The sequence below is a fragment of the Cellulomonas phragmiteti genome, from assembly GCF_016862775.1.
Taxonomy (GTDB): Bacteria; Actinomycetota; Actinomycetes; order Actinomycetales; family Cellulomonadaceae; genus Cellulomonas; species Cellulomonas phragmiteti.
In genome coordinates this window covers 1-19,842 of the sequence record NZ_BONP01000010.1, presented here as the reverse complement: position 1 = coordinate 19,842, position 19,842 = coordinate 1, and the positions used below count along the sequence as shown (strand labels likewise).

Genomic DNA, 19,842 nt, shown 5'->3' with positions numbered 1-19,842 from the left:
TGAATACGTTTGCAGGGCGACCCTGCCACCCGGGCCGCAGGGATGCAAGGCCGCCCGGGGACGCTTGCGCCGCACGCCGGCAGCGTGCTGAAATCGCTTTCATCGCATGCTCGCGACGGGCTCGTCGGACTCCCGACCGGGCGGCGGGCCGGCACCGACGCCACCGCGCCGGCACCCCGAGGCGAGGAGCACCGATGGCCGTCACGCTGCGCGACGTCGCCCGTGCCGCCGGCGTGTCCGCCGCCACCGCGTCGCGCGCCCTGTCCGCACCCGACCTCGTCGCCCCCGAGCGCCGCGAGCTCGTCCGGCGCGTGGCGCGCGAGCTCGGCTACCGGCCCAACCGCGCGGCGCGCGAGCTCATCACCGGCCGCAGCGGCCACCTCTGCCTCGTCGTGCCGGACCTCGGCAACCCGTTCTTCTCGGCCGTCGCCAAGGCCGTGCAGGCCCGCGCCCGCGCCACCGGGCACGCGGTCGTCGTCGCCGACGCCGAGGAGGACCCGGTGCTCGAGGCGGAGCTCGTCGCGCAGCTCGGCGGGCAGGCCGACGGCGTCCTGCTGTGCTCGCCCCGCATGTCCGGCGACGACCTCGCGGCCGTGGCCGCCGACGGGCGCCCCGTGCTGCTGGTCAACCGTGAGGGCGCCGGGCTGCCGTCGGTCGTCGTCGACAACCGCGACGGGGTGCGGCAGGCCGTGCGGCACCTGCACGCGCTCGGGCACCGGCGCGTCGCGTACGCCGGCGGGCCGAGCGGCTCGTGGTCCGACGCGCGGCGCCGTGACGGCCTGGCTGCCCTCGACCTCGACGTCGAGGTCGTCGACCTGGGCGCCCACGCCCCCGTGTTCGCGGGCGGGGTCGGGGCCGCGGACCTCGCCGTCGCCAGCGGCGCGACCGCCGTGCTCACCCACAACGACCTCATGGCGCTCGGGATGCTCGACCGGCTGCGCACGCGCGGCGTCCGGGTGCCCGCGGACCTGTCCGTCGTCGGCTTCGACGACGCCCCCGTCGCCACGCTCGTGACGCCGTCGCTGACGACGGTCGCGATGCCGCTGGCACGGCTCGGGCGCACCGCCGTCGACCTCCTCCTGGCCCCCCGGGGCGGCGAGGTCCCCCACAGCGTCCTGCCCGTCGAGCTCGTGGTGCGCGGCACCACCGCGCCGCCCCCCGAGACCTCGGAGCCACGATGACCCTGCCCCGCCTGTCCGCCGCCACGTGGGCGCAGCGTGCCGCGCGCGGTCTGCCCGCCGAGGTCCGCGGGCCCGCGGTCGACCCGGCCGCCCTGACGATCGGGCAGGTGCACCTCGGCATCGGCGCCTTCCACCGCGCCCACCAGGCCGTGTGCACCGAGGACGCCGCCGCGGCGGCCGGCGACACCGGGTGGGGGCTGCTCGGCGTGACGCAGCGCAGCCCGCGCGTGGTCGAGCAGCTGGGGCCGCAGGACGGCCTGTACGGCGTGCTGACGACGGGCGCGGAGGCCTCGTCGCTGCGCGTCGTCGGCTCGGTGCGGGACGTCGCGTTCCCCGGGCGCGACACCGCGCGCGTGCTCGACGTGCTCGCCGCGCCCACCACGCACGTCGTGACCCTCACCGTGACCGAGAAGGGGTACCGCCGCACCCCCGGCGGCGGGCTCGACACCACCGCCGCGGACGTGGCGGCCGACCTCGGCGCCGCGACCACCGAGCTCACCCGCGACGACGGCACCGCCGCCCGCACGCCCATCGGCATGCTCGTGCGCGGGCTCGTGCGCCGGCACCGGACGTCGCGCGAGCCGCTGACGGTCGTGTGCTGCGACAACCTCACCGACAACGGCGCGGTGCTGGCCGGCCTCGTGCAGGACGCCCTCGCGGCGGTGCCGGGGTCCGACGGCGTCGCGGCCTGGGTCGCGGCGTGCGTGCGGTTCCCGTCGACGATGGTCGACCGCATCGTGCCCGCCACGACCGACGCGCACCGCGCCGAGGCTGCCGCGCTGCTGGGCCTGCACGACGACGGGCTGGTCGTCGGCGAGCCGTTCCTCCAGTGGGTGGTCGAGGACTCCTTCGCCGGCCCGCGGCCGGCGTGGGAGCGCGCGGGCGCGACGTTCACCGACGACGTCGCGCCGTTCGAGCGCGCCAAGCTGCGCGTGCTCAACGCGACGCACTCGACGCTGGCGTACCACGGCGCGCTGCGCGGGTACGCGACGATCGCGCAGGCCGTCGCCGACCCGGACCTCGAGGCGCTGGCCCGTGCGCTCGTCGACGAGGACGTGCTGCCCACGCTCGTGGCGCCGGACGGCATGGAGCTTCCCGCGTACCGCGACGAGGTGCTCCACCGCTTCGCCAACCCGCGCACCGGGCACACGACCGTGCAGGTCGCGGCGGACGGGTCGCAGAAGCTGCCCGTGCGGCTGCTGGGCACGGTCGCGGACCGGCTCGCGGCCGGTGTGGTGCCGCTCGCGGCGGCGCGCGCGCTGGCGGGGTGGGTCGCGTACGTGCGGGCGGCGGCCGCGGGCGAGCTGGTCGTGGCCGGGCGCACCGTGGCGCTGGACGACCCGCTGGCCGACCGCCTGGCGGAGGCGGTCGCCGGCGCCGACGCGGTCGACCGGCTGTTCGCGATGCGTGACGTCGTCCCGGAGCCCGTCGCGTCGTCGACGGGGTTCCGGGACGAGGTGGCCTCCGCGCTGCGCGACCTGGCCCCGGAGCCCGCCGCACGCTGACGCCCGGGGCCGGGGTGACGCACCACACAGCCCGTTCACAGGTCTTCATCCCCAGGTCGCCGCAAAACGGTCCCGCGGGGACCCCCCGTGCTGGTTCACTGCTCGCCGTGAACCTGCGCACCCGCCGCCTCCTCGCCGCCCCCGCCCTGGCCGTCACCCTCGCGGTGACCCTCGCCGGCTGCGGCTCCCTCCTCGACTCCGTCCTCGGTGACACCCCCGAGCCCGCGCAGCGCGACGAGCCGGGCGGTGAGATCACCGCGTCGGCCGAGGCGGACGTGTTCTCGCTGCAGGTTGGCGACTGCCTCAACTACCTCGAGACGTCGGAGGACGCGTCGGAGTTCTCCTCCCTGCCGACCGTCCCCTGCAGCGAGCTGCACGACGCGGAGATCTACGCCGAGACGACCCTCACCGAGGAGCAGTACCAGGCCGACCTGGCGCTCGCGGAGTCCGGCGACACCGAGACCCCGACGCACGCCGACCAGTTCTGCTACGACGGCTTCGCGACCTTCGTCGGCATGAGCTACGAGGAGTCCGCGCTCGACTACTCCTACCTGGCCCCCACCGAGGAGGGCTGGGCGCAGGGCGACGACGTCGTGCAGTGCCTCGTCGTGCACCTCGACGGCGGCGTCACCGGGACGATGCGCGACTCCGGCCTCTGATCCCGGGCGGCACCCCGAGCCGCTCCAGCAGCACCTCCCGCGCGTCGGCCGTGCCCGGCTCGACGGCGGCCGCCAGCCGGCCGCCGTCGAGCACGCGGACCTCGTCCGCCAGCGCGAGCGCCTCGTCGACGTCGTGCGTCACCAGCACCGTCGCGACGGGGCGAGCCGCCCGCACGTCGCGCAGCAGCGCGTGCGCCGCGAGCCGCGTCAGCGCGTCCAGCGCGCCGAACGGCTCGTCGAGCAGCAGCACCCGCGGCCGGCGCACCAGCGCACGGGCCAGCGCGACGCGCTGCGCCTCTCCCCCGGACAGGGTCAGCGGCCAGGCGTCGGCATGGTCGACCAGCCCGACCTCGGCGAGCGCCTCGACCGCGCGCGGGCGGTCGGACCTGCGGGGGTGCGGGCCGGGACCGAGCAGCACGTTGCGCCAGACGGGCTCCCACGGCAGCAGGCGCGGCTCCTGGAACACGACGCCCGCCGGCCCCGCGACGTCGAGCACGTCCGCGGACGCGTGCGGGTCGAGACCCGCGAGCGCGCGCAGCAGGGTGGACTTGCCCCCGCCGCTGCGCCCGACGACGGCGACGCACGCCCCGGCGGCGACATCGAGGTCGAGGCCGCCGAGGACCTCACGGGTCCCGAACGCGCGGCGCAGGCCGCGCACGCGCACGCTCACCCGGCGGGCCGCGTCCGGGCGGCGGGCGTGGCCGCGGGCAGCGTCATGACGTCGACGGCCGCACCCGACACGTCGACCGGCGCCGGGACCATCCCCTCGGCCGCGTACAGGTCGGCGACCCGCGCGAGCTCGGCGGCGAACGTCGCGTCGGCGGGCCCGACCGTGGGCGGCGCCAGCTCGCCCAGGGCCGCCGCGACCGCGTCGCTCGCACCCGCGTCGCGGTAGGCCGCGACCCGTCGGCCCGGGTCGGCCGCCAGCGCCTCGGCCTCGGCAACCAGCGCGGCGTACAGCGCGGCGACGGCCGCCGGGTGCCGCTCGAGCACGTCGCGGGTCGTCACGTGCACGGTCCGGTTGTCCGACGCGAGGTCACGGGCCAGCGCGAGCGTCCGCACGCCGGGCAGCGCCTGCGCGCCGACGAGGTACTGGTCCCACGTCGCCCACGCGTCGACCTGCCCGGCGGCGAACGCGCTCGCGGCGTCCGGCGGGCCCAGGTACTCGATGCGGACGTCCGCCGGGGTCAGGCCCGCGCGGCGCAGCGCGAGCCGCAGCAGGTACTCCCCCGTCCCGCCCTTGTTCACCGCGACGGACCGCCCGGCGAGGTCGGCGAGGTCGCCCGCGACGGCACCGTGCGCGACGATGCCCTGGGTGTCGCCGGCGTCGTGCTCGACGGCCACGACGACGAGGTCCGGGTCGCCCGCGAGCGCGGCGACGACCGCGGTGGTCGAGCCGCTGACGACGTCGACGTGCCCGGCGGCCAGGGCCTCGGCGGCGGGCGCGAACGCGGGGAAGGGCGCGGACACGTCGAGGGTCGCACCGGCGGCGGCGACGTGCTCCGCCGCCAGGCCGTCGTCGACGGCGAGGGTCAGCAGGTTCTGCGTCGACAGCGGCCCCACGCGCAGGGTCACGCCCGGCGCGTCGGCCGTGCCGGGAGCGTCGGCCGGGCCGGACGACGCGCTCCCGCCGGCGGCGCACCCCGCGAGCGCGACGACGACGGCACCGACGACCCCCGCGCGCCGCCGCAGGCGGCTCGCACGGGCGGACCGTGCGGGGTTGCCGTCGTCCGGCGACGGCAACCCCGCACGATCGGCGGGATCGACGCGGGGGGCGCGGGGGGTGCGGGGAGTGCGGGGGGTGCGGGGGGTGGGGGTCATGCGGGCTCCTTCGGGAGGCAGGGGTGGGCGGGCGGGGTGCGCCAGCGCAGGGCGTGCTGCTCGGTGGCGCGGATAAGGGCGTCGGTGAGCAGGCCGAGGACGGCGTACAGGGCGACGCACAGCAGGACGACGTCGGTGCGCGCCCACGTGCGGGCGTCGGCCAGCAGGGCGCCGACGCCGCGGTCGGTCGCGACCTGCTCCGCGACGATCACGGCGACCCAGCCCGTGCCGAGCGCGAGGCGCACGCCGGCCAGCACGGAGGGAAGCGCGCCGGGCAGCACGACGCGCCGCAGTGTCGCGCCGCGTCCGAGGTGCTGCGCGACGGCGAGCTCCCGCAGGCGCGGGTCGACTCCCTGCACGCCCTGCACGGTGGCGACGTACACGGGCACGACGGTCGCGATGACGACGAGCAGCACCTTGGGCGTCTCGCCGAGCCCGCACCACACGACCAGCAGCGGGGTCAGCGCCGTGAACGGCACGGCGCGCACCGCCTGGACGGGCCGGTCGACGACGTCGTGCCCGGTGCGCGTCAGCCCGGCCAGCAGCCCCAGCGCGAGGCCGAGACCGGTGCCGAGGAGCGCACCGACCGCGAGCCGCCCCACGCTCACCGCCAGCGCGGGCAGCAGCGTCCCGGCGGTGACGAGCTCGGCGCCGGCCCGCGCCACGGCGGCCGGGCCGGGCAGCACCTGCGGCGCGACGGCACCGGCGGACGTGGCCACGGTCCACGCGACGACGACGAGCCCGAGGCTCCACCACCCCCGCCACCCGTCGCGCCACCCGTCGCGCCGCCCGCGCGACCGCCCGGCGGTGCCCGCGACGGCGGCCACCGGGTCCGCCCCGGCCGGCGCGCGCCGCGTCACCCCGTGCGTCGCCGTCACGGGACCGGCACCGGCGCGTCGTCGGGGGCACCGAGCACGCCCAGGCCCGTGAGCACGTCCTGCTCGACCCGGCGCGTCGCCGGACCGAGCCCGGCGGGGTGCCGCGGGTGCGGCTCGTCGACGCGGTACCGCGCGGCGATCTGCGCAGGCTGCCCGGACAGGCGCACGACCTCGTCGGCGAGGGTCACGGCCTCGCGCACGTCGTGCGTCACCATGACGACCGTCCACCGGTGCGCCGCCCACGTCGCCGCGAGCCAGCGCTGCAGGTGCAGACGCGTCAGCGCGTCGAGCGCACCGAACGGCTCGTCGAGCAGCAGCAGCTCCCGCCCCTGCGCGACCGTGCGGGCCAGCGCGGCGCGCTGCCGCAGCCCGCCGGACAGCTCCGACGGGCGGGCGTCGACGTGGCCGGCGAGCCCGAACTCGTCGAGCAGGTCCCGGACCCGGGCGCGGGCCTCGCGGCGGCGCACGCCCTGCACCTGCAGGCCCAGCGCGACGTTGTCGAGCACGGTGCGCCACTCGAGCAGCAGGTCGTCCTGCGCCATCCACGCGGCGTGCCCGGTGGTGCCGGTGACGTCGCGCCCGTCGAGCAGCACCGCCCCACGGTCCGGACGGCGCAGCCCCGCCACGACGCCCAGCAGCGTGCTCTTGCCGCACCCGGACGGCCCGACGACGCACGTGAACGCGCCGCGCGGCACCGCGAGGTCGGCACCCGCGAGCACGGACCTCGGCCCGCCGGGCGCGGGCAGGGCCAGGTGCATGTCGCGGACCTCCAGCAGCGCGTCACCCATGACGCACCTGCCGCGGCCGGGCCCAGGGGACGACGACCCGCTCGGCCAGGCACGTCAGCGCGTAGAGCGTGAGCGTCAGCGCCGCGCACACCCCGACGGCGGCCAGGACGAGGTCCGTGCGGAACGCGGCGCGCTGCATCGTCATGTACGTCCCCAGGCCGTGCACGGCGCCGGCGTACTCCGCGACGACGGCCCCGACCACCGCGTACGTCACACCGATGCGCAGCGCGGTGAAGAACCGGGGCATCGCGGCGGGCAGCCGCACGTACGCGAACTCCTGCCAGCGGCTCGCCCCCATGGTCGCCAGCAGCGCCGACGCCCCCGGCCCGGCCGCGGCGAACCCCTCGACGAGCCCGAGCGCGACCGGGAAGAACGTCACGAGCGTCACCACGAGCACCTTGGGCGCCAGGCCGAACCCGAACCACAGCACCAGCAGCGGCGCGACGACGAGCACGGGGACGGTCTGCGACGCGACGAGCAGCGGCACCACGCCCGCCCGCAGGCGCGGCAGCCGGTCGAGCGTGACCGCCAGCACGCCGGCGACCGCCACGGACACCGAGAACCCGACGAGGGTCACGGTGAGCGTCGCGCCCGCGTGGGCCGCGAGCACCTCCCGGTGCGCCCACGCCTGCTGCGCGACGCGCGCGGGGGACGGCAGCAGCCGGGGGGCGATCCCGCCGACCGCGACGACCACCTGCCACAGCACCAGCAGAGCGGCGGCCCCCGCGACGACGGGCAGCGCCCGCCCCGGACCCCGCGTCACCGCGTCCCGCCGGTGCCCGGGTCGGTGTGGAACGTCGCCCAGTCGGGGCGCTCCGTCACGGGGTCGCCGTCCGGGCCGGTCAGCAGACCCCTCTCGAACAGGAAGTCGGCGTAGCCGGCGAAGCGCGCCGCGTCGATCCCGCCCACCGTGCCGTCGTCGGCCCGCAGGTACTCCGCGGCGAGCAGCCGCTGGCTCTCGCGCACCATCGCGGCGTCCGCGAAGGCGTCCGGGTGCGCGTCGAGGAGCAGCTGCGCGGCCTCGTCGGGGTGGTCGGCCGCGTACGCGTACCCGCGGCGCAGCGCGTCGACGAAGGCCGCGGCGACGTCCGGCTGCTCCTCGACCCACGAGCGTCGCGCGTCGACGAGGACCGCGTACGCGTCGGGGAAGCCGTGGTCCGTGTACCGGAAGTACCGCAGGGGTGTGCCGGCGTGCTCGGCCTCGAGCCCCTCCCACGCCACGAACGGGATGGTGAAGTCGGCCTCGCCGGCGTACAGCGCGGCGTAGGCGCTGGTCCCCAGGGTCACGGACGTGAAGTCGCCCGTCCCGCCGTCGGCCCGGATGACCTCCTGCAGGAGCGGCACCTCGGCGACGCCGCCGAACCCCGCGTAGACGCGGCCGTCGAGGTCGCGCGGGCGGGTGATCGTCGGGTCGTCGGCGCGCACCCCGATGGCCGTCGCCCAGTGCTGCAGCGGCGCCATCACGGCGACCACGTCGGCGCCGGCGGCCTGCGCGAGGACCGACGCGTCGTGGAAGCTGATGCCGGCCTCGGCGGCGCCGGCGTCGATCAGCGCGTCGGGCTGCGCCTCGGTGTACGGCAGGACCTGCACGTCGATCCCAGCGTCGTCGAACCAGCCCTTCGCGAGCGCGACCTCCAGGCCCGTGTGGTTGGTGTTGGGGGTCCAGTCGAGCGCGAACCGGACGACGGGCCGCTCGTCCGCCGCAGCGGTGCCGGGGCCGTCGGCGCAGGCCGCGAGGGCGAGGGTGGTGAGCAGGACGGCCGCGAGGGCCGGGCGGGTGCGGGGCACGGGATCTCCTGGGGTGGGGCGCCGGGTGGCGGGCGCGGGGTGGCGGGCGCGGGGTTGCGGGCGCGCGGTGGCGGCCCGGGGTCCGGGCGCGCGTCGGCAGCACACCGGCGCACCGGACCGCCCGGAGGCGTGCGGGTGCACCGGGCGCGGCGGGCGACCGGGAGGTGGGCGGGGTCGGCGTCGAGGACGCGCCGCGACGGGCGGGTCCTGCGGCGCGGCGACGTCAGGTGGGCAGGGGCCCCCGGCGTCGGTGCGGGTGGGCGTGCAGCGGCAGACGCATGGGAGACATGCGCGACATCCCTTCGCTAGAGCGACCTAGATCAGGTTCGACGGGTGTGATCTCAGCCGCGGATGCGGCACCCCGTGTCACGACGCCGCCGACCCTAGCGCGACCGCACGGCGCGCCCCGGCCCGTCCGCACTGTGGTCCGCCGCCGCTCGCACGACGACCCCCGACCGGGTGCCCGGTCGGGGGTCGTCGTGGTCCTGCGTGGTCCTGCGTGGTACCGCGTGGTACTGCGGGGTAATGCGGGGTGTCAGCCGAGCGGGCCGTACAGCGCGGGCGACGTGCGGGCCCGCGTGGTCTGCTCGAAGTCGTACGCGAGGCCCAGCAGCGTGCCCTCGTCGAACGCGCGGCCGACGAGCTCGAGGTTGACCCCGGCGCCCGTGATCGTCGCGTCCTCGGCGGTCGCCTGACCCATCGGCACGGTGACGGCCGGCAGGCCCGAGTTGGGGCTCAGCCGCATGTTGGTGCTGTGCGTGCCGTAGGGCGTGCCGCTGGGGTAGGCCAGCGCGTCGAGGTCGAGGTCGTCGAGCAGCTGCGTGACCAGGGTGCGCCCGGTCGCCAGCGCCCGCGTGTGCGAGCCCTCGGGGCCGGCCCACGCCTCGTACTGCGCGTCGGTGACGGCCGCCCGCTGCACGTAGACGCTGCGGCGCGACGTCACGTAGTGGCCGCCGGCGAGGATGTCCTCGATGGTGCGCGCCTGCACCTGCGGGGCCAGGTGCCGCTCGACGTACGCGGCCAGGTCCCGGCGGAACTCGTTGGTGCTCCCGCTCGGCTCGGCCAGCACGGCCTCGAACGCCGGGGACGACGACACCTCGACGAGCGTGGCACCGCGGGCCTCGAGCGCGGCACGGGTCTGCGCCCACAGCCGCACGGTGGTGCGGTTGGTGCCGATCATCGAGGGCACGTACCCGATGCGGGCGCCGTCCAGCGCGTCGGCGTCGAGCGACGCCGTGTACGACTCGGGGACCTGCCCGGCCTGGGTGGACGTCACCGGGTCCGCCTCGTCGACGCCCACGACGGCGTCGAGCGCGACCGCCGCGTCGAGCACCGAGCGGGTCATCGGCCCGCCGGTGTCCTGGCTGAGCGCGAGCGGGATGATCCCGTCGCGGCTCGCGAGGCCGACGGTGGGCCGCACGCCCACGAGCTGGTTGTACGACGACGGCACCCGGATCGAGCCTCCGGTGTCGGTCCCGAACCCGATGCCCGCGAGGTTCGCGGCGATCGCGGCACCCGTGCCGCCGCTGGACCCGCCCGCGCTGCGCGACGTGGCGTAGGGGCTGGCGATCCGCACGGTCGCGCCGACGGGCAGGCCCGCCGAGTACTCCGAGACGAACCCGTACGCGAACTCGTCGAGCCCCGCCTTGGCGAGGACGACCGCGCCGGCCTCCCGCAGGCCCGCCACCATCGTCGCGTCGGTGGTGGTCCGGTTGTCCTGCCAGCAGCCGCACCCGCCGGTCGTGGGCATGTCGACGGTGTCGTAGTTGTCCTTCACGGCCACGGGCACGCCCAGCAGCGGGCTCGTCATGCCGTGCGCGGCCCGCTCGGCGTCCGCCGCGGCCGCGGCGGCGAGCGCGACGTCGCTCACCGCGATGATCGAGCTCAGCGGGCGACCGCCGGCCGCGGTGTCGACGAGCGCGTCGTCGTAGGCCGCGATGCGGTCGAGGTAGGCCTGGGTGAGCGCGACGGACGTCGTGACACCCGCGTTCATGGCGGCCTGCATGTCCAGGACGCTCGCCTCGACCAGCTCGAAGGGCCCGTCGTCGTAGACCATGCGCTGGGAGACCGCCACGAGGTCCGCCAGGGTCAGCGTGCCGTCGCCGTCCACGTCCGCGACGGCGACCTGCGACCACCCGGCCGAGCCGGACGTGGCCCCGAGGTGCGCGGCGACGACGTCGAGGTCGGAGTTGGTGACCTGACGGTCGCCCGTGAGGTCGAGCTCGGTGAGGTACGGCGTGAGGAACGCGGCGCCCGCCGCCGCGGGGGCGGTGCGTGCCAGGGCGGTCGGGGTGGCCGTCGCGGGCGTCGCGACGGCTCCGGCGAGGGCGAGGGCGCCCGTCACCGTGACGGCGGTGACGCTGCGGCGCAGCTGCGGTCGGTCCACGGGTCGGCTCCTGCGGGTCGGGGTGGTCGGGGCGGCGCCTGCGCGGCTCATCGGGTCGCCGCCGTCCGGCGACGCACGAGGAACGCGCCGAGCGCCACCGCGCCGAGGGCCACGGCGAGCAGCGCGCCGACCTGGGCGCCGGTCGCGCTGAGCGCACCGGTCCCCGGGGCAGCGGCGCCGGCCGTCGGCGAGGGCGTCGGGGCAGGAGCGGCCGTCGCGCCGCCCGAGGGCGTCGCGGTCGGGTCCGGCGACGTCGTGGGGGCCGCGGTGGGCGTGGCGGTCGGCGCGGGTGTGGTCGGCGCGGGTGTGGTCGGCGCGGGTATGGTGGGCGTGGGCGTCGGGGCGGGCGTGACCACGACGGCCACGGACGTCACGTCCGCGGCGGCGTCCGTGACCCCGTCGGCACCGACGAGCGTCAGCCCGGACAGCGTGACGGTCGCGGTCCCGCCGGCGAGCGCGCGCAGGCGCACCGTGGTGGGGGCGACGTCGCCGTCGAGGCCGGGCGACGTGCCGAGGCGGCTGTGCCGCACCGTGACGGACCCGGAGCCGGCGACGACGTCGTCGAACCCGCCGTCCGGCGTGGACGTGACGGCCTCGAAGGCGAGCAGCGCGGGGTCGAACGTCAGGGTGGCCTCGTACGCGTAGAGGTCGACGACCGCGCGCAGGTCCAGCCGGACGTCCACGGTCGCCCCGGCGGCGACGGGGCCCGCGGGCGCCCCGAGCGCGACCTCGCCCACGGACGGTGCGGCGGCGGCGGGTGCCGCGGTCAGGAGGGTGAGGCCGAGGACGGCGGCGACGACGTGCAGGGCACGTCGTGGCAGTCCCGACCCGGGGGTGCGGTCGCGCATGGGGCGGTGGTTCCTTCCGGGCGGACGGCACGCACCGGCGGACCGGTGCGACCGAGACAGGCGCCCCCTGCGCCCGAGCAGGTTCGCAGCGCGACGTTTCGCGGCCGTTGCCCGCGGGTTGCCGCCGACGCCGCACGGACGACGCCCAGGTCACCGTCGCGTGTCGCGACCGGACATCCCGGACGGACCACCCACGGGCCCACCCCGGCGAGGCCGTGACGGCGGGGTGGGCCGACGCCGCGACGCGGTCTCCCGCCGCCGCCGGGTCAGTCGTCGGCGGCTCAGTCGTCCGCGGCCTCGGCGAGGCGGGCGATCGCAGCCAGGCGCTCGTCCCAGCGGGCGCCGACGGCGTCGAGCGTCCGGGCCAGCAGCCCGAGCCGCGCCCCGACAGCCCGGTACCGCACCTCGCGGCCGACCCGCACGGGCTCGACCAGACCGACCTCGGCCAGCACGGCGAGGTGCTTGGCGATCGCCTGGCGGCTCACCGGCAGCCGGTCCGCGAGCGCCGACGCGGACGCCTCGCCGCGCCCGACCTCGGTGAGCACCTGCCACCGGGTCGCGTCGCCCAGGGCGGCGCACACCGCGACCACCTGCGCCGTCCCGGTCGTCGACGTCACACCGCCACCCCGCCGGCGACCAGCTCGACGAGCTCGTCGAGCTCGGCGGTCCAGCCGCCGCGGTGGTCCTCCAGCTCGCGCAGCCGGTCGTCGCCCAGCTGCTCGAACCCGGTCTCGACGACGGTGAGCGCCGTCCCGGCCCCGTCGGGCTCGAGCGTGAACGTCACGGTGAGGTCGGTGCCGTCGCGCAGCTCACCGCCGCAGCCCGGCCAGGCGAACGCGAAGCGGCGTGGCGGGTCGTACGCCTCGATCCGCAGCGGGACGTCGTCGTGGCCGTCCCACCCCAGCGTGCCGGTGCCGCCGACGCGCAGGTCGGGCAGCGAGGCGCGCTGCCCGAACCACTGCGCGACGAGGTCGTCCCGGGTGAGGACCTCGAACACGCGGGCGGGGCTCGCCGCGACGTGGACGGTGCGGGTCACGCTCGAGGTGGCGTCGACGACGACGGCGGAGCTCTGGTGGTGGCTCATGTCGATCTCCCTTGGTGCAACTCTGTTGTTGCAGATGAGCCTGGCACGCGACGGCGTTCTGCGCAACCCTCCGGTTGCTCCGGCTGCGCGGTCAGGCGTCGCGCCGCCGCGGACGCGCGCGCACGTGCATCCGCTCGCCCTGGGGGCCGTAGAGCGCGAGCACCTCGGCCGGGGCGTCGGAGACGTTGCCCAGCCAGTGCGGGACGCGCGTGTCGAACTCCGCCGCCTCGCCGCCGACGAGGTCGAGGGTGCGCCCGCCGAGCACCAGCCGCAGGGTGCCGCTCAGGACGTAGAGCCACTCGTACCCGTCGTGGACCCGCGGCTCGCCGACCTCGGCGGGGGTGCGCGGCGGGTAGACCATCCGGAACGCGCGCGGCCCCTCGCCACGTCGGCTCAGTGGCACGTACGTGACACCGTGCCGGACGGTCGGGTGCGCCGGGACGCGCGGGTCGTCGCCCACCGGGACGTCGACCAGCTCGTCGATCGTCACCTCGTGGAACCGCGCCAGGGGCAGCAGCAGCTCCAGCGTCGGGCGCCGCAGCCCCGACTCGAGGCGCGAGAGCGTGCTGACGGAGATGCCGGTGGCGTCGCCCACGTCGGCGAGCGTCGCCCCCCGCTGCTCGCGCAGCGCCCGCAGCCGAGGCCCGACCGTGTCGAGCACGGCACCGAGGTCGTCGTCCATGCCTCCATTTGCCATGGCGGCAACCTCCCTTGTCAAGACGGCACGACATCGCGCACGCTCGGACCATGCCGATCACCCCTGTGGACCCCGAGCCCGTCGACGTCCTCGTCCTCGGCGGGGGAGCCGCCGGGCTCGCCGCCGCGATGAGCCTGGGACGCTCGCGCCGCACCGTGCGCGTCCTCGACGCGGGCGAGCCCCGCAACGCCACCTCCCCCCACGCCCACAACCTGCTGACGCGCGACGGGACCCCGCCCGGCGAGCTGCTCTCCACCGGCCGCGCGGAGGTCGCCCGCTACGGCGTGGAGGTCGCCGACGCGCGCGTCGTCGCGGCGCGCGCCGTGGGCGCCGGCGGCACGGACGACGCCCCGCACGAGCCCGCGTTCGAGGTCGACACCGCCGACGGCCGCACCCACCGGGCGCGCCGGCTCGTGCTGGCGACCGGCATGCGCGACGCGCTGCCGGACGTGGCCGGGCTCGCCGACCGCTGGGGACGCGACGCGCTGCACTGCCCCTACTGCCACGGCTGGGAGGTCCGGGACCGGGCGCTCGCCGTGCTCGCGACCGGCCCCCGCGCCGTCCACATGGCGCTGCTGGTCCGCCAGCTCAGCGCCGACGTCACGCTCCTGCTGAACGACGCGCTCGAGCCGGGCACCGAGGAGCACGCCGACCTCGCGGCCCGCGGCGTGCGCGTCGTCGCCGGCCGTGTCGCGCAGGTCCGGACCGCGGACGACGCCCTGACGGGGCTCGTCCTGGCCGACGGCGACGTGGTGCCCTGCGACGCGGTGTTCGTCGGCTCGCGGGCGGTGCTCGACGACGTCGTCGTCGACGGTCTCGGCCTGGCGACCACCCCGCTGGAGTTCCTGGGCGAGGACGTCGGCCGCGCCGTCGCCGTCGACCCGACCGGCGTGACGTCCGTGCCGGGCGTCTGGGCCGCCGGCAACGTCACCGGCCCGCAGCACGCGCTGCCCTCGAGCATCGCCGCCGGGTCCCTCGCCGGGGCCCACGTCAACGCCGCCCTCGTCCTCGCCGACGTCGCCGCCGCGCGCGCCGGCGCCTGAGCACCCCGCAGCAGCCCCTCCCACCCCACCAGGAGACCGACGTGCACGACCACCAGCACCGCACCGACACCGTCCCCGCCGACGCCGAGCTCGACCCGGCCTGGTGGGAGCAGCGGTACCGCGCGCACGACCAGCTGTGGAGCGGGCGGGTCAACGCCTCGCTCGTCGAGCTCGCGTCGCACCTGACCCCCGGCACGGCGCTCGACGCCGGCGCGGGCGAGGGCGGGGACGCGGTGTGGCTCGCCGAGCGCGGCTGGACGGTGACGGCCGTCGACGCCTCGCGGACCGCGCTGGACCGCGGCGCGGCGGAGGCCGCACGCCGGGGCCTGGTCGCGACGTGGGTCGAGGCGGACCTGCGGACGTGGGACCCGCCCGCGCGGTACGACCTGGTCACGTCGCACTACCTGCACGCCGAGAGCGGGCGCGGCTGGGGGTGGCTCGCGGACGCCGTCGCGCCGGGTGGCACGCTGCTCGTCGTCGGCCACGACCTGTCCGACCTCGACGGGCCGGTCCCCCGTCCGCACCTCGCGCGGCTCGGCTACACGCCCGAGCAGATCGCGGCCGACCTCGACCCCGCGCAGTGGGCGTCGATCGAGCCGCGCACCCTGGAGCGCGCGATCGTCCACGACGGCGCGGAGGTCACGGTCCGCGACGCGGTCCTGGTGGCCCGCCGCCGCTGACGCCCGGACCGTGCGGGGGGTGCCGTCGCCTGCCGACGGCACCCCCGCACGTCCGTCGCCGGTCAGGTCGCGGGCAGCACGCGGGCGTCGTGCGGGCCCAGCTCGACCGTCCGCCCCGCGACGTCGAGCGTCACCGGGGCGTCGGTGTGGTTGACGACGACCAGGCGGTCCCCGCGGCGGACGGCCTCGACCCCCACGACCGGCTCCGCGAGCAGCGCGGGCACGCCCGCCTCCGTCAGCAGACGGTCGGCGAGCGCGTCCAGCACCGCGGCCGACGGCTGCGTGCCGACGTACCAGGCGACCCCGTGGCCGTGCTCGCGCCGGGTCACCGCCGCACCCCCGGCGGCGTACCCGTCGGCGAAGGTCGCGACGACCTGCGCGTCGTCCACGACCAGCACGTCCTGCCACAGCGTCGCGTCGCCGACCAGGTCACCTGCCAGGCGCAGCCCGCCCCCGGGCGACCCGCCCGGGCCGGCGGTCGGCGCGAGCTCCTCGACGCGCACGCCCAGCGTGGCCTGCAGCGGGCCGAGGTACCCGCCCAGGTAGATGCGCAGGTCCTCGTCGACGACGGCCGACGCGTACGTGACGACGAGGTGACCGCCCCCGCGGACGTAGGCGTCGAGCGCCTCGAGGTGCTCCCGGCGCGCCACGTGCTGCACCGGCACGACGACGAGGTCGTAGCCGGTGACGTCGGCACCCGCGCGGACGACGTCGACCGTGACCCCGCGGCGCAGGAACGGGGCGTACCAGTCGCAGAACCGCTCGACGTACTCCACGCGGGTGGGCAGCGCCCCCTGCTCGAGCGCCCACCAGGAGTCCCAGTCCATGACGACCGCGACCCGGGCCGGGACCGGCGCGCCCACCAGGTCCGTCAGCCCCGCCAGCTCCTCCCCCAGCGCGACGACGTCCCGGAAGACCCGCGAGTCCGGCCCGGCGTGCGGCACCATCGCGGAGTGGAAGCGCTCGGCGCCCGACGCGGACTGCCGCCACTGGAAGTGCAGGACGCCGTCCGCGCCGCGACCGACGGCCTGCAGGGACTGCGCACGGTGCTGCCCGCGGGGACGCGGCGCGTTGCGGGCGCGCCAGTTGACCGCGCTGGTCGACTGCTCCATGAGCAGCCAGGGCCGCCCCTGGCCGAGCCCGCGCACGAGGTCACGCTCCGCGGCGAGACGCACGTAGGCGCCCGGGTCGGCCGGGTCGGGGTAGGCGTCGTCGCTGACGACGTCGACGTACGGCGCCCACGCCCAGTAGTCCGCACCCTCGAAGAAGCCCATGAAGTTGGTGGTGATCGGCACGTCGGGGCTGTACCGGCGGATGACCTCGACCTCCGCACGGTGCAGCGCGAGCATCGCGTCCGAGCTGAAGCGGTGGAAGTCGAGCACCTGCGTCGGGTTGCGGGTCGCCGGCGCGGCGGACGGCACGCCGACCTCGTCGAACGACCCGTAGCGCTGCGACCAGAACTCCGTGCCCCACGCGCGGTTCAGCTCCTCGACGTCGCCGTACCGGCGCGCGAGCCAGGTGCGGAACGCGGCCGCGCTGTGAGCGTCGTACGAGCGCGACACCTGGCAGCCGTACTCGTTGTTGACGTGCCACATCTCCAGCGCCGGGTGGTCCGCGTAGCGGGACGCGACCTGCTCGACGAGCGCCAGGGCGTGCCGCAGGTAGTCGGGCGACGACGGCGAGTAGTGCTGCCGCGACCCGAAGGCCAGGCGCACGCCGTCCTGCGTGATCGGCAGCGAGTCCGGGTACCGCTGGGAGAACCACGCCGGCGGCGAGGCGGTCGCGGTCGCCAGGACGACGCGGACGCCCCCGGCGTGCAGCCGGGCGAGCACGTCGTCCAGCCACGCGAAGTCGTACTCGCCGGGCCGCGGCTCGAGGCGCGACCACGAGAACACCCCGACCGTGGCCGTCGTGACGCGGGCGGTGCGCATGAGGCGCACGTCCTCGTCCCACACGTCCTGCGGCCACTGCTCGGGGTTGTAGTCGCCGCCGTAGCGGATCGGGGTGTCGCTTCGCACGGTGGGGTCCTCCTGGGGCGCGGCGCACCGCGGGTGGGCGGCGAGCCGTGCCGGCGTCGTCGCCCGACCCCCGCGGCCCGCCGACGCGACGACGTCGGGGCTCAAGGGTTGCGTGTGAACGCTAACAGGGCAGGCCCGCACGTCGGGAGCGGATCATGGGATCCGACCGGCCTGCCCGTACGTTGGGACACGCAGCAGCGCCGGACGGCGCCCACGACGAGACGAGACGAGCACGCATGAGCAGCACCCCCGCAGTCCTCGAGGCCACCGACGTCTGGGCCGGGTACGGCGGACCCCCCGTGCTCGCGGGTGTCGACCTCACGCTGCGCCCCGGCGACGCGATCGGCCTGCTCGGCCGCTCGGGCGTCGGCAAGTCGACGTTCGTCGAGATCCTCGGCGGGGGCATGCGCCCCGGTCAGGGGCACGTCACCCTGGACGGCGTGCCCGTCGGCAAGACCCCCCGCCGGCGGCGCAAGGACGTCAAGGCCCGCCTGCGGACCGTGCACCAGAACGGCATCGCCGGCGTCGACATCCAGCGGACCGTGGAGGAGACGATCCTCGACGCGTTCAAGGAGGCCCGCAAGGCCGGCCGGACCACCGACAACGACGTCGAGGCGGCGCTCGGCGTGGTCGGGCTGCCCATCCGGTTCGTCACGCGGCGCGTCGGGACGCTGTCCGGCGGCGAGCGCCAGCGCATCGCCATCGCCCGCGCCCTGGCCACGCGCCCGGACCTCCTGCTGCTCGACGAGCCGCTGACGGCCGTCGACCAGACGATGCGCGAGGAGATCGCCGACGACATCCGCGCGCTCGTGCGCACCGACGGCATCGGGCTGCTCGTCGCGTCCCACGACGTCCGCCTCCTGGAGCGGCTCACGGACCACGTGCTCGTCCTGGCCGAGGGCACCATCGTCGAGTCAGGGCCGCTGCGCGACCTCCTGCAGCACCCGCAGCACCCGGACACGCAGGCGCTCGCGGAGGCGCTGCCCGACGTGGTCGGCGGCCGGCCCGCCTGACGTCGGCGCGTCAGCGCCGGGAGCGCAGCGCCGCGGCCTCGGGGGCGGGCCGCGCTGAGCGCGTGCCCCGCAGCTCCCGCTCCACCTCGAGCAGCAGCAGGCCCGTGTCGGCCCAGCCCGCGATCGAGGCCGTGACAGCGACGCGCACCGCCGCACCGAGCCCGTCGCACGCGCCGCGCACCCGGTCCCGGACGCTCGCGACGATCTCCTGCGCACGCTCCTCGGACACGGCGGGCAGCAGCATGAGGACCGCGAACGCGTCCCCGTCGAGCCGGGCGACGACCGCCCCGTGGGGCGCGGTGCCCGCCACCCGGCGCGCGAGCTCGCGCAGCAGCGCGTCCCCGGAGTCCAGGCCGTAGGACGCGTTGAGGTCGGCCATGCCCACGACGTCGACGGCGGCCAGCAGCAGCCGCCGCCGCGTGCCGGGCAGCGCCTGCGCCGCCCAGTGCGCGGCCGCCGCGACCAGGTGCGGCCGGCTCAGCAGGCCCGTCAGCGGGTCGCACGTGGCGCGGTGGGCGACCGCGGCGGTCAGGGCGGAGACGAGGTCGGCGGTGCTGACGGCGGACCACGACGGCCCGGGCACCAGCACGTCGTCGTGCCGCACGTCCGCCGGACGCGCCATGGCCACACGGGCGGCGTCGACGACCGTCGTCGACGCGTCCAGCACGAGCGGGGTCCAGTCGGTGACCTGGCCCGCGGGCCGGTGGGTCAGCATGGCGCGCCCGTAGCCGAGCCGCCCGCTCATCGCCTCGGTGAAGCGGTGCCGCGTGAGCAGCCCCACCCGGCCGGGCCCGTCGTCCCGGACCGCGATCGACGTGCAGGCCGACGCACGGAACAGGACCTCGACGTCGGCCATCGCGTCCTCGGCCCCCACGGAGCGCACGGGGACCGCGACGTCGCCCAGCCGCTGCGGGACGACCGCCGGCACCGCGCCGGTGCCGGCCCCTGCGCCCAGGGCCCCGGGGGCGTCGACCGTGGCGGCGAGCTCGCTCATCGGACGTCCCCCGCTGCCCGGGTGGTGCCTGCGGCGGCAGGCGCGACGGGTGGGGTGCGGTGCAGCGGACGGTCGGTCACGGGGGCCATCGTGGCGCCCGCGGCCGGGGCGCGGGCCCGGGCCGGGTGATCCCGGCAGGACGTTCATCGAGGATTCACGGTGCCGTCCCCCGCCCGTCGGGCGGGGCGCGCGACCCGGGCACCGGGCCGCCGGGCAGGGGTCGGACCGGGCGGCCCCCCGCACCGCCCGGCCCTCCCGGGTCCGAGTTCCCGGTCCCGTCGGTCCGGCCGCCACCCACCGGGGGCGACGGCCGGACCGACGTGCGTCCTCGGGCCGGGCAGGCCGGCCCGAGCGGACTAGCGCTGCATCGTCAGCAGGCCGGGCCGGTACGGCAGGCGGCCGTAGTCGCCACCCGAGCTGGGGTCACGACCCTGGTAGAGCAGCCGCAGGTTGCACGGG

At 77.2% G+C, this 19,842-nt stretch carries 20 protein-coding genes and 1 riboswitch; of the genes, 6 read left to right on the top strand and 14 right to left on the bottom strand.

The genetic code is table 11. The features are described from left to right. Positions 1-194: 194 nt before the first annotated feature. The 3 genes from Cph01nite_RS09945 to Cph01nite_RS09935 all read left to right on the top strand — a co-directional run bounded on the left by Cph01nite_RS09945 (position 195) and on the right by Cph01nite_RS09935 (position 3,345). Positions 195-1,181, top strand: a complete 987-nt coding sequence (locus Cph01nite_RS09945) for a LacI family DNA-binding transcriptional regulator (protein WP_203673749.1) — start codon at positions 195-197, stop codon at positions 1,179-1,181. Then, positions 1,178-2,686, top strand: coding sequence for a mannitol dehydrogenase family protein (locus Cph01nite_RS09940; protein ID WP_203673747.1), 1,509 nt, complete (start codon positions 1,178-1,180; stop codon positions 2,684-2,686). The genes Cph01nite_RS09945 and Cph01nite_RS09940 overlap by 4 nt, the downstream gene beginning before the upstream one ends. Positions 2,687-2,793: 107 nt before the next feature. Continuing rightward, a complete protein-coding gene (locus tag Cph01nite_RS09935) occupies positions 2,794-3,345 on the top strand; it encodes a septum formation family protein (protein ID WP_203673745.1) in 552 nt (183 codons plus the stop codon). On the opposite strand, the gene Cph01nite_RS09930 is transcribed toward Cph01nite_RS09935, so the two are convergent. The 11 genes from Cph01nite_RS09930 to Cph01nite_RS09880 form a co-directional block, all read right to left on the bottom strand. Continuing rightward, positions 3,314-4,015, bottom strand: coding sequence for an ABC transporter ATP-binding protein (locus tag Cph01nite_RS09930; protein ID WP_203673744.1), 702 nt, complete (start codon positions 4,013-4,015; stop codon positions 3,314-3,316). The genes Cph01nite_RS09935 and Cph01nite_RS09930 overlap by 32 nt on opposite strands. Further along, entirely contained in the window at positions 4,012-5,166 is a 1,155-nt protein-coding gene (locus Cph01nite_RS09925; protein WP_203673742.1) for an ABC transporter substrate-binding protein, read from the bottom strand. Before Cph01nite_RS09925 ends, Cph01nite_RS09930 begins: the two co-directional genes overlap by 4 nt. After that, entirely contained in the window at positions 5,163-6,044 is an 882-nt protein-coding gene (locus Cph01nite_RS19230; RefSeq protein WP_203673740.1) for an ABC transporter permease, read from the bottom strand. Before Cph01nite_RS19230 ends, Cph01nite_RS09925 begins: the two co-directional genes overlap by 4 nt. Continuing rightward, positions 6,041-6,832: an ABC transporter ATP-binding protein gene (locus Cph01nite_RS09915; protein WP_203673738.1), complete on the bottom strand. Its 792-nt coding sequence runs from the start codon at positions 6,830-6,832 to the stop codon at positions 6,041-6,043. The genes Cph01nite_RS19230 and Cph01nite_RS09915 overlap by 4 nt, the downstream gene beginning before the upstream one ends. Continuing rightward, positions 6,825-7,595 carry an ABC transporter permease gene (locus Cph01nite_RS09910; protein WP_203673736.1) on the bottom strand — a complete coding sequence of 257 codons (771 nt, stop codon included), beginning with the start codon at positions 7,593-7,595 and terminating at the stop codon, positions 6,825-6,827. Before Cph01nite_RS09910 ends, Cph01nite_RS09915 begins: the two co-directional genes overlap by 8 nt. Then, positions 7,592-8,620, bottom strand: coding sequence for an ABC transporter substrate-binding protein (locus Cph01nite_RS09905; RefSeq protein ID WP_203673734.1), 1,029 nt, complete (start codon positions 8,618-8,620; stop codon positions 7,592-7,594). The genes Cph01nite_RS09910 and Cph01nite_RS09905 overlap by 4 nt, the downstream gene beginning before the upstream one ends. Positions 8,621-8,900: 280 nt before the next feature. Continuing rightward, positions 8,901-8,994, bottom strand: a riboswitch (TPP riboswitch). Positions 8,995-9,155: 161 nt separating this feature from the next. Next, positions 9,156-11,006, bottom strand: coding sequence for an amidase family protein (locus Cph01nite_RS09900; RefSeq protein WP_239069174.1), 1,851 nt, complete (start codon positions 11,004-11,006; stop codon positions 9,156-9,158). Between the two features lie 47 nt (positions 11,007-11,053). Further along, the gene (locus Cph01nite_RS09895) at positions 11,054-11,854 is read right to left on the bottom strand and encodes a cohesin domain-containing protein (protein WP_203673730.1); all 801 of its coding nucleotides are present in this window, start codon (positions 11,852-11,854) and stop codon (positions 11,054-11,056) included. Between the two features lie 281 nt (positions 11,855-12,135). Beyond that, positions 12,136-12,471 (bottom strand): ArsR/SmtB family transcription factor, encoded by a 336-nt coding sequence (locus Cph01nite_RS09890; RefSeq protein ID WP_239069173.1) that lies wholly within the window; start codon positions 12,469-12,471, stop codon positions 12,136-12,138. Further along, positions 12,468-12,938, bottom strand: coding sequence for an SRPBCC domain-containing protein (locus Cph01nite_RS09885; protein ID WP_203673728.1), 471 nt, complete (start codon positions 12,936-12,938; stop codon positions 12,468-12,470). The genes Cph01nite_RS09890 and Cph01nite_RS09885 overlap by 4 nt, the downstream gene beginning before the upstream one ends. A gap of 91 nt (positions 12,939-13,029) precedes the next feature. Then, positions 13,030-13,620, bottom strand: a complete 591-nt coding sequence (locus Cph01nite_RS09880) for a helix-turn-helix domain-containing protein (protein ID WP_203673726.1) — start codon at positions 13,618-13,620, stop codon at positions 13,030-13,032. A gap of 65 nt (positions 13,621-13,685) precedes the next feature. On the opposite strand from Cph01nite_RS09880, the gene Cph01nite_RS09875 reads away from it, so the two are divergent. Next, positions 13,686-14,678: an NAD(P)/FAD-dependent oxidoreductase gene (locus Cph01nite_RS09875; RefSeq protein WP_203673724.1), complete on the top strand. Its 993-nt coding sequence runs from the start codon at positions 13,686-13,688 to the stop codon at positions 14,676-14,678. A 41-nt stretch (positions 14,679-14,719) separates the two neighbouring features. Then, the gene (locus Cph01nite_RS09870) at positions 14,720-15,358 is read left to right on the top strand and encodes a class I SAM-dependent methyltransferase (RefSeq protein ID WP_203673722.1); all 639 of its coding nucleotides are present in this window, start codon (positions 14,720-14,722) and stop codon (positions 15,356-15,358) included. 62 nt (positions 15,359-15,420) lie between these two features. Here the strand turns inward: Cph01nite_RS09870 and Cph01nite_RS09865 are convergent, their stop codons facing one another. Beyond that, complete coding sequence (locus tag Cph01nite_RS09865) at positions 15,421-17,376, bottom strand: beta-galactosidase (RefSeq protein WP_203673720.1); 1,956 nt, start codon at positions 17,374-17,376, stop codon at positions 15,421-15,423. Between the two features lie 236 nt (positions 17,377-17,612). Here Cph01nite_RS09865 and Cph01nite_RS09860 point away from each other — a divergent pair, with 236 nt between their 5' ends. After that, a complete protein-coding gene (locus tag Cph01nite_RS09860; protein WP_203673718.1) occupies positions 17,613-18,389 on the top strand; it encodes an ATP-binding cassette domain-containing protein in 777 nt (258 codons plus the stop codon). 10 nt (positions 18,390-18,399) lie between these two features. Here the strand turns inward: Cph01nite_RS09860 and Cph01nite_RS09855 are convergent, their stop codons facing one another. Both Cph01nite_RS09855 and Cph01nite_RS19400 read right to left on the bottom strand, forming a co-directional pair. Next, positions 18,400-19,383, bottom strand: coding sequence for a diguanylate cyclase domain-containing protein (locus tag Cph01nite_RS09855; protein ID WP_203673716.1), 984 nt, complete (start codon positions 19,381-19,383; stop codon positions 18,400-18,402). A 356-nt stretch (positions 19,384-19,739) separates the two neighbouring features. Next, complete coding sequence (locus Cph01nite_RS19400) at positions 19,740-19,832, bottom strand: non-reducing end alpha-L-arabinofuranosidase family hydrolase (protein WP_505661172.1); 93 nt, start codon at positions 19,830-19,832, stop codon at positions 19,740-19,742. Between the last annotated feature and the right edge of the window lie 10 nt (positions 19,833-19,842).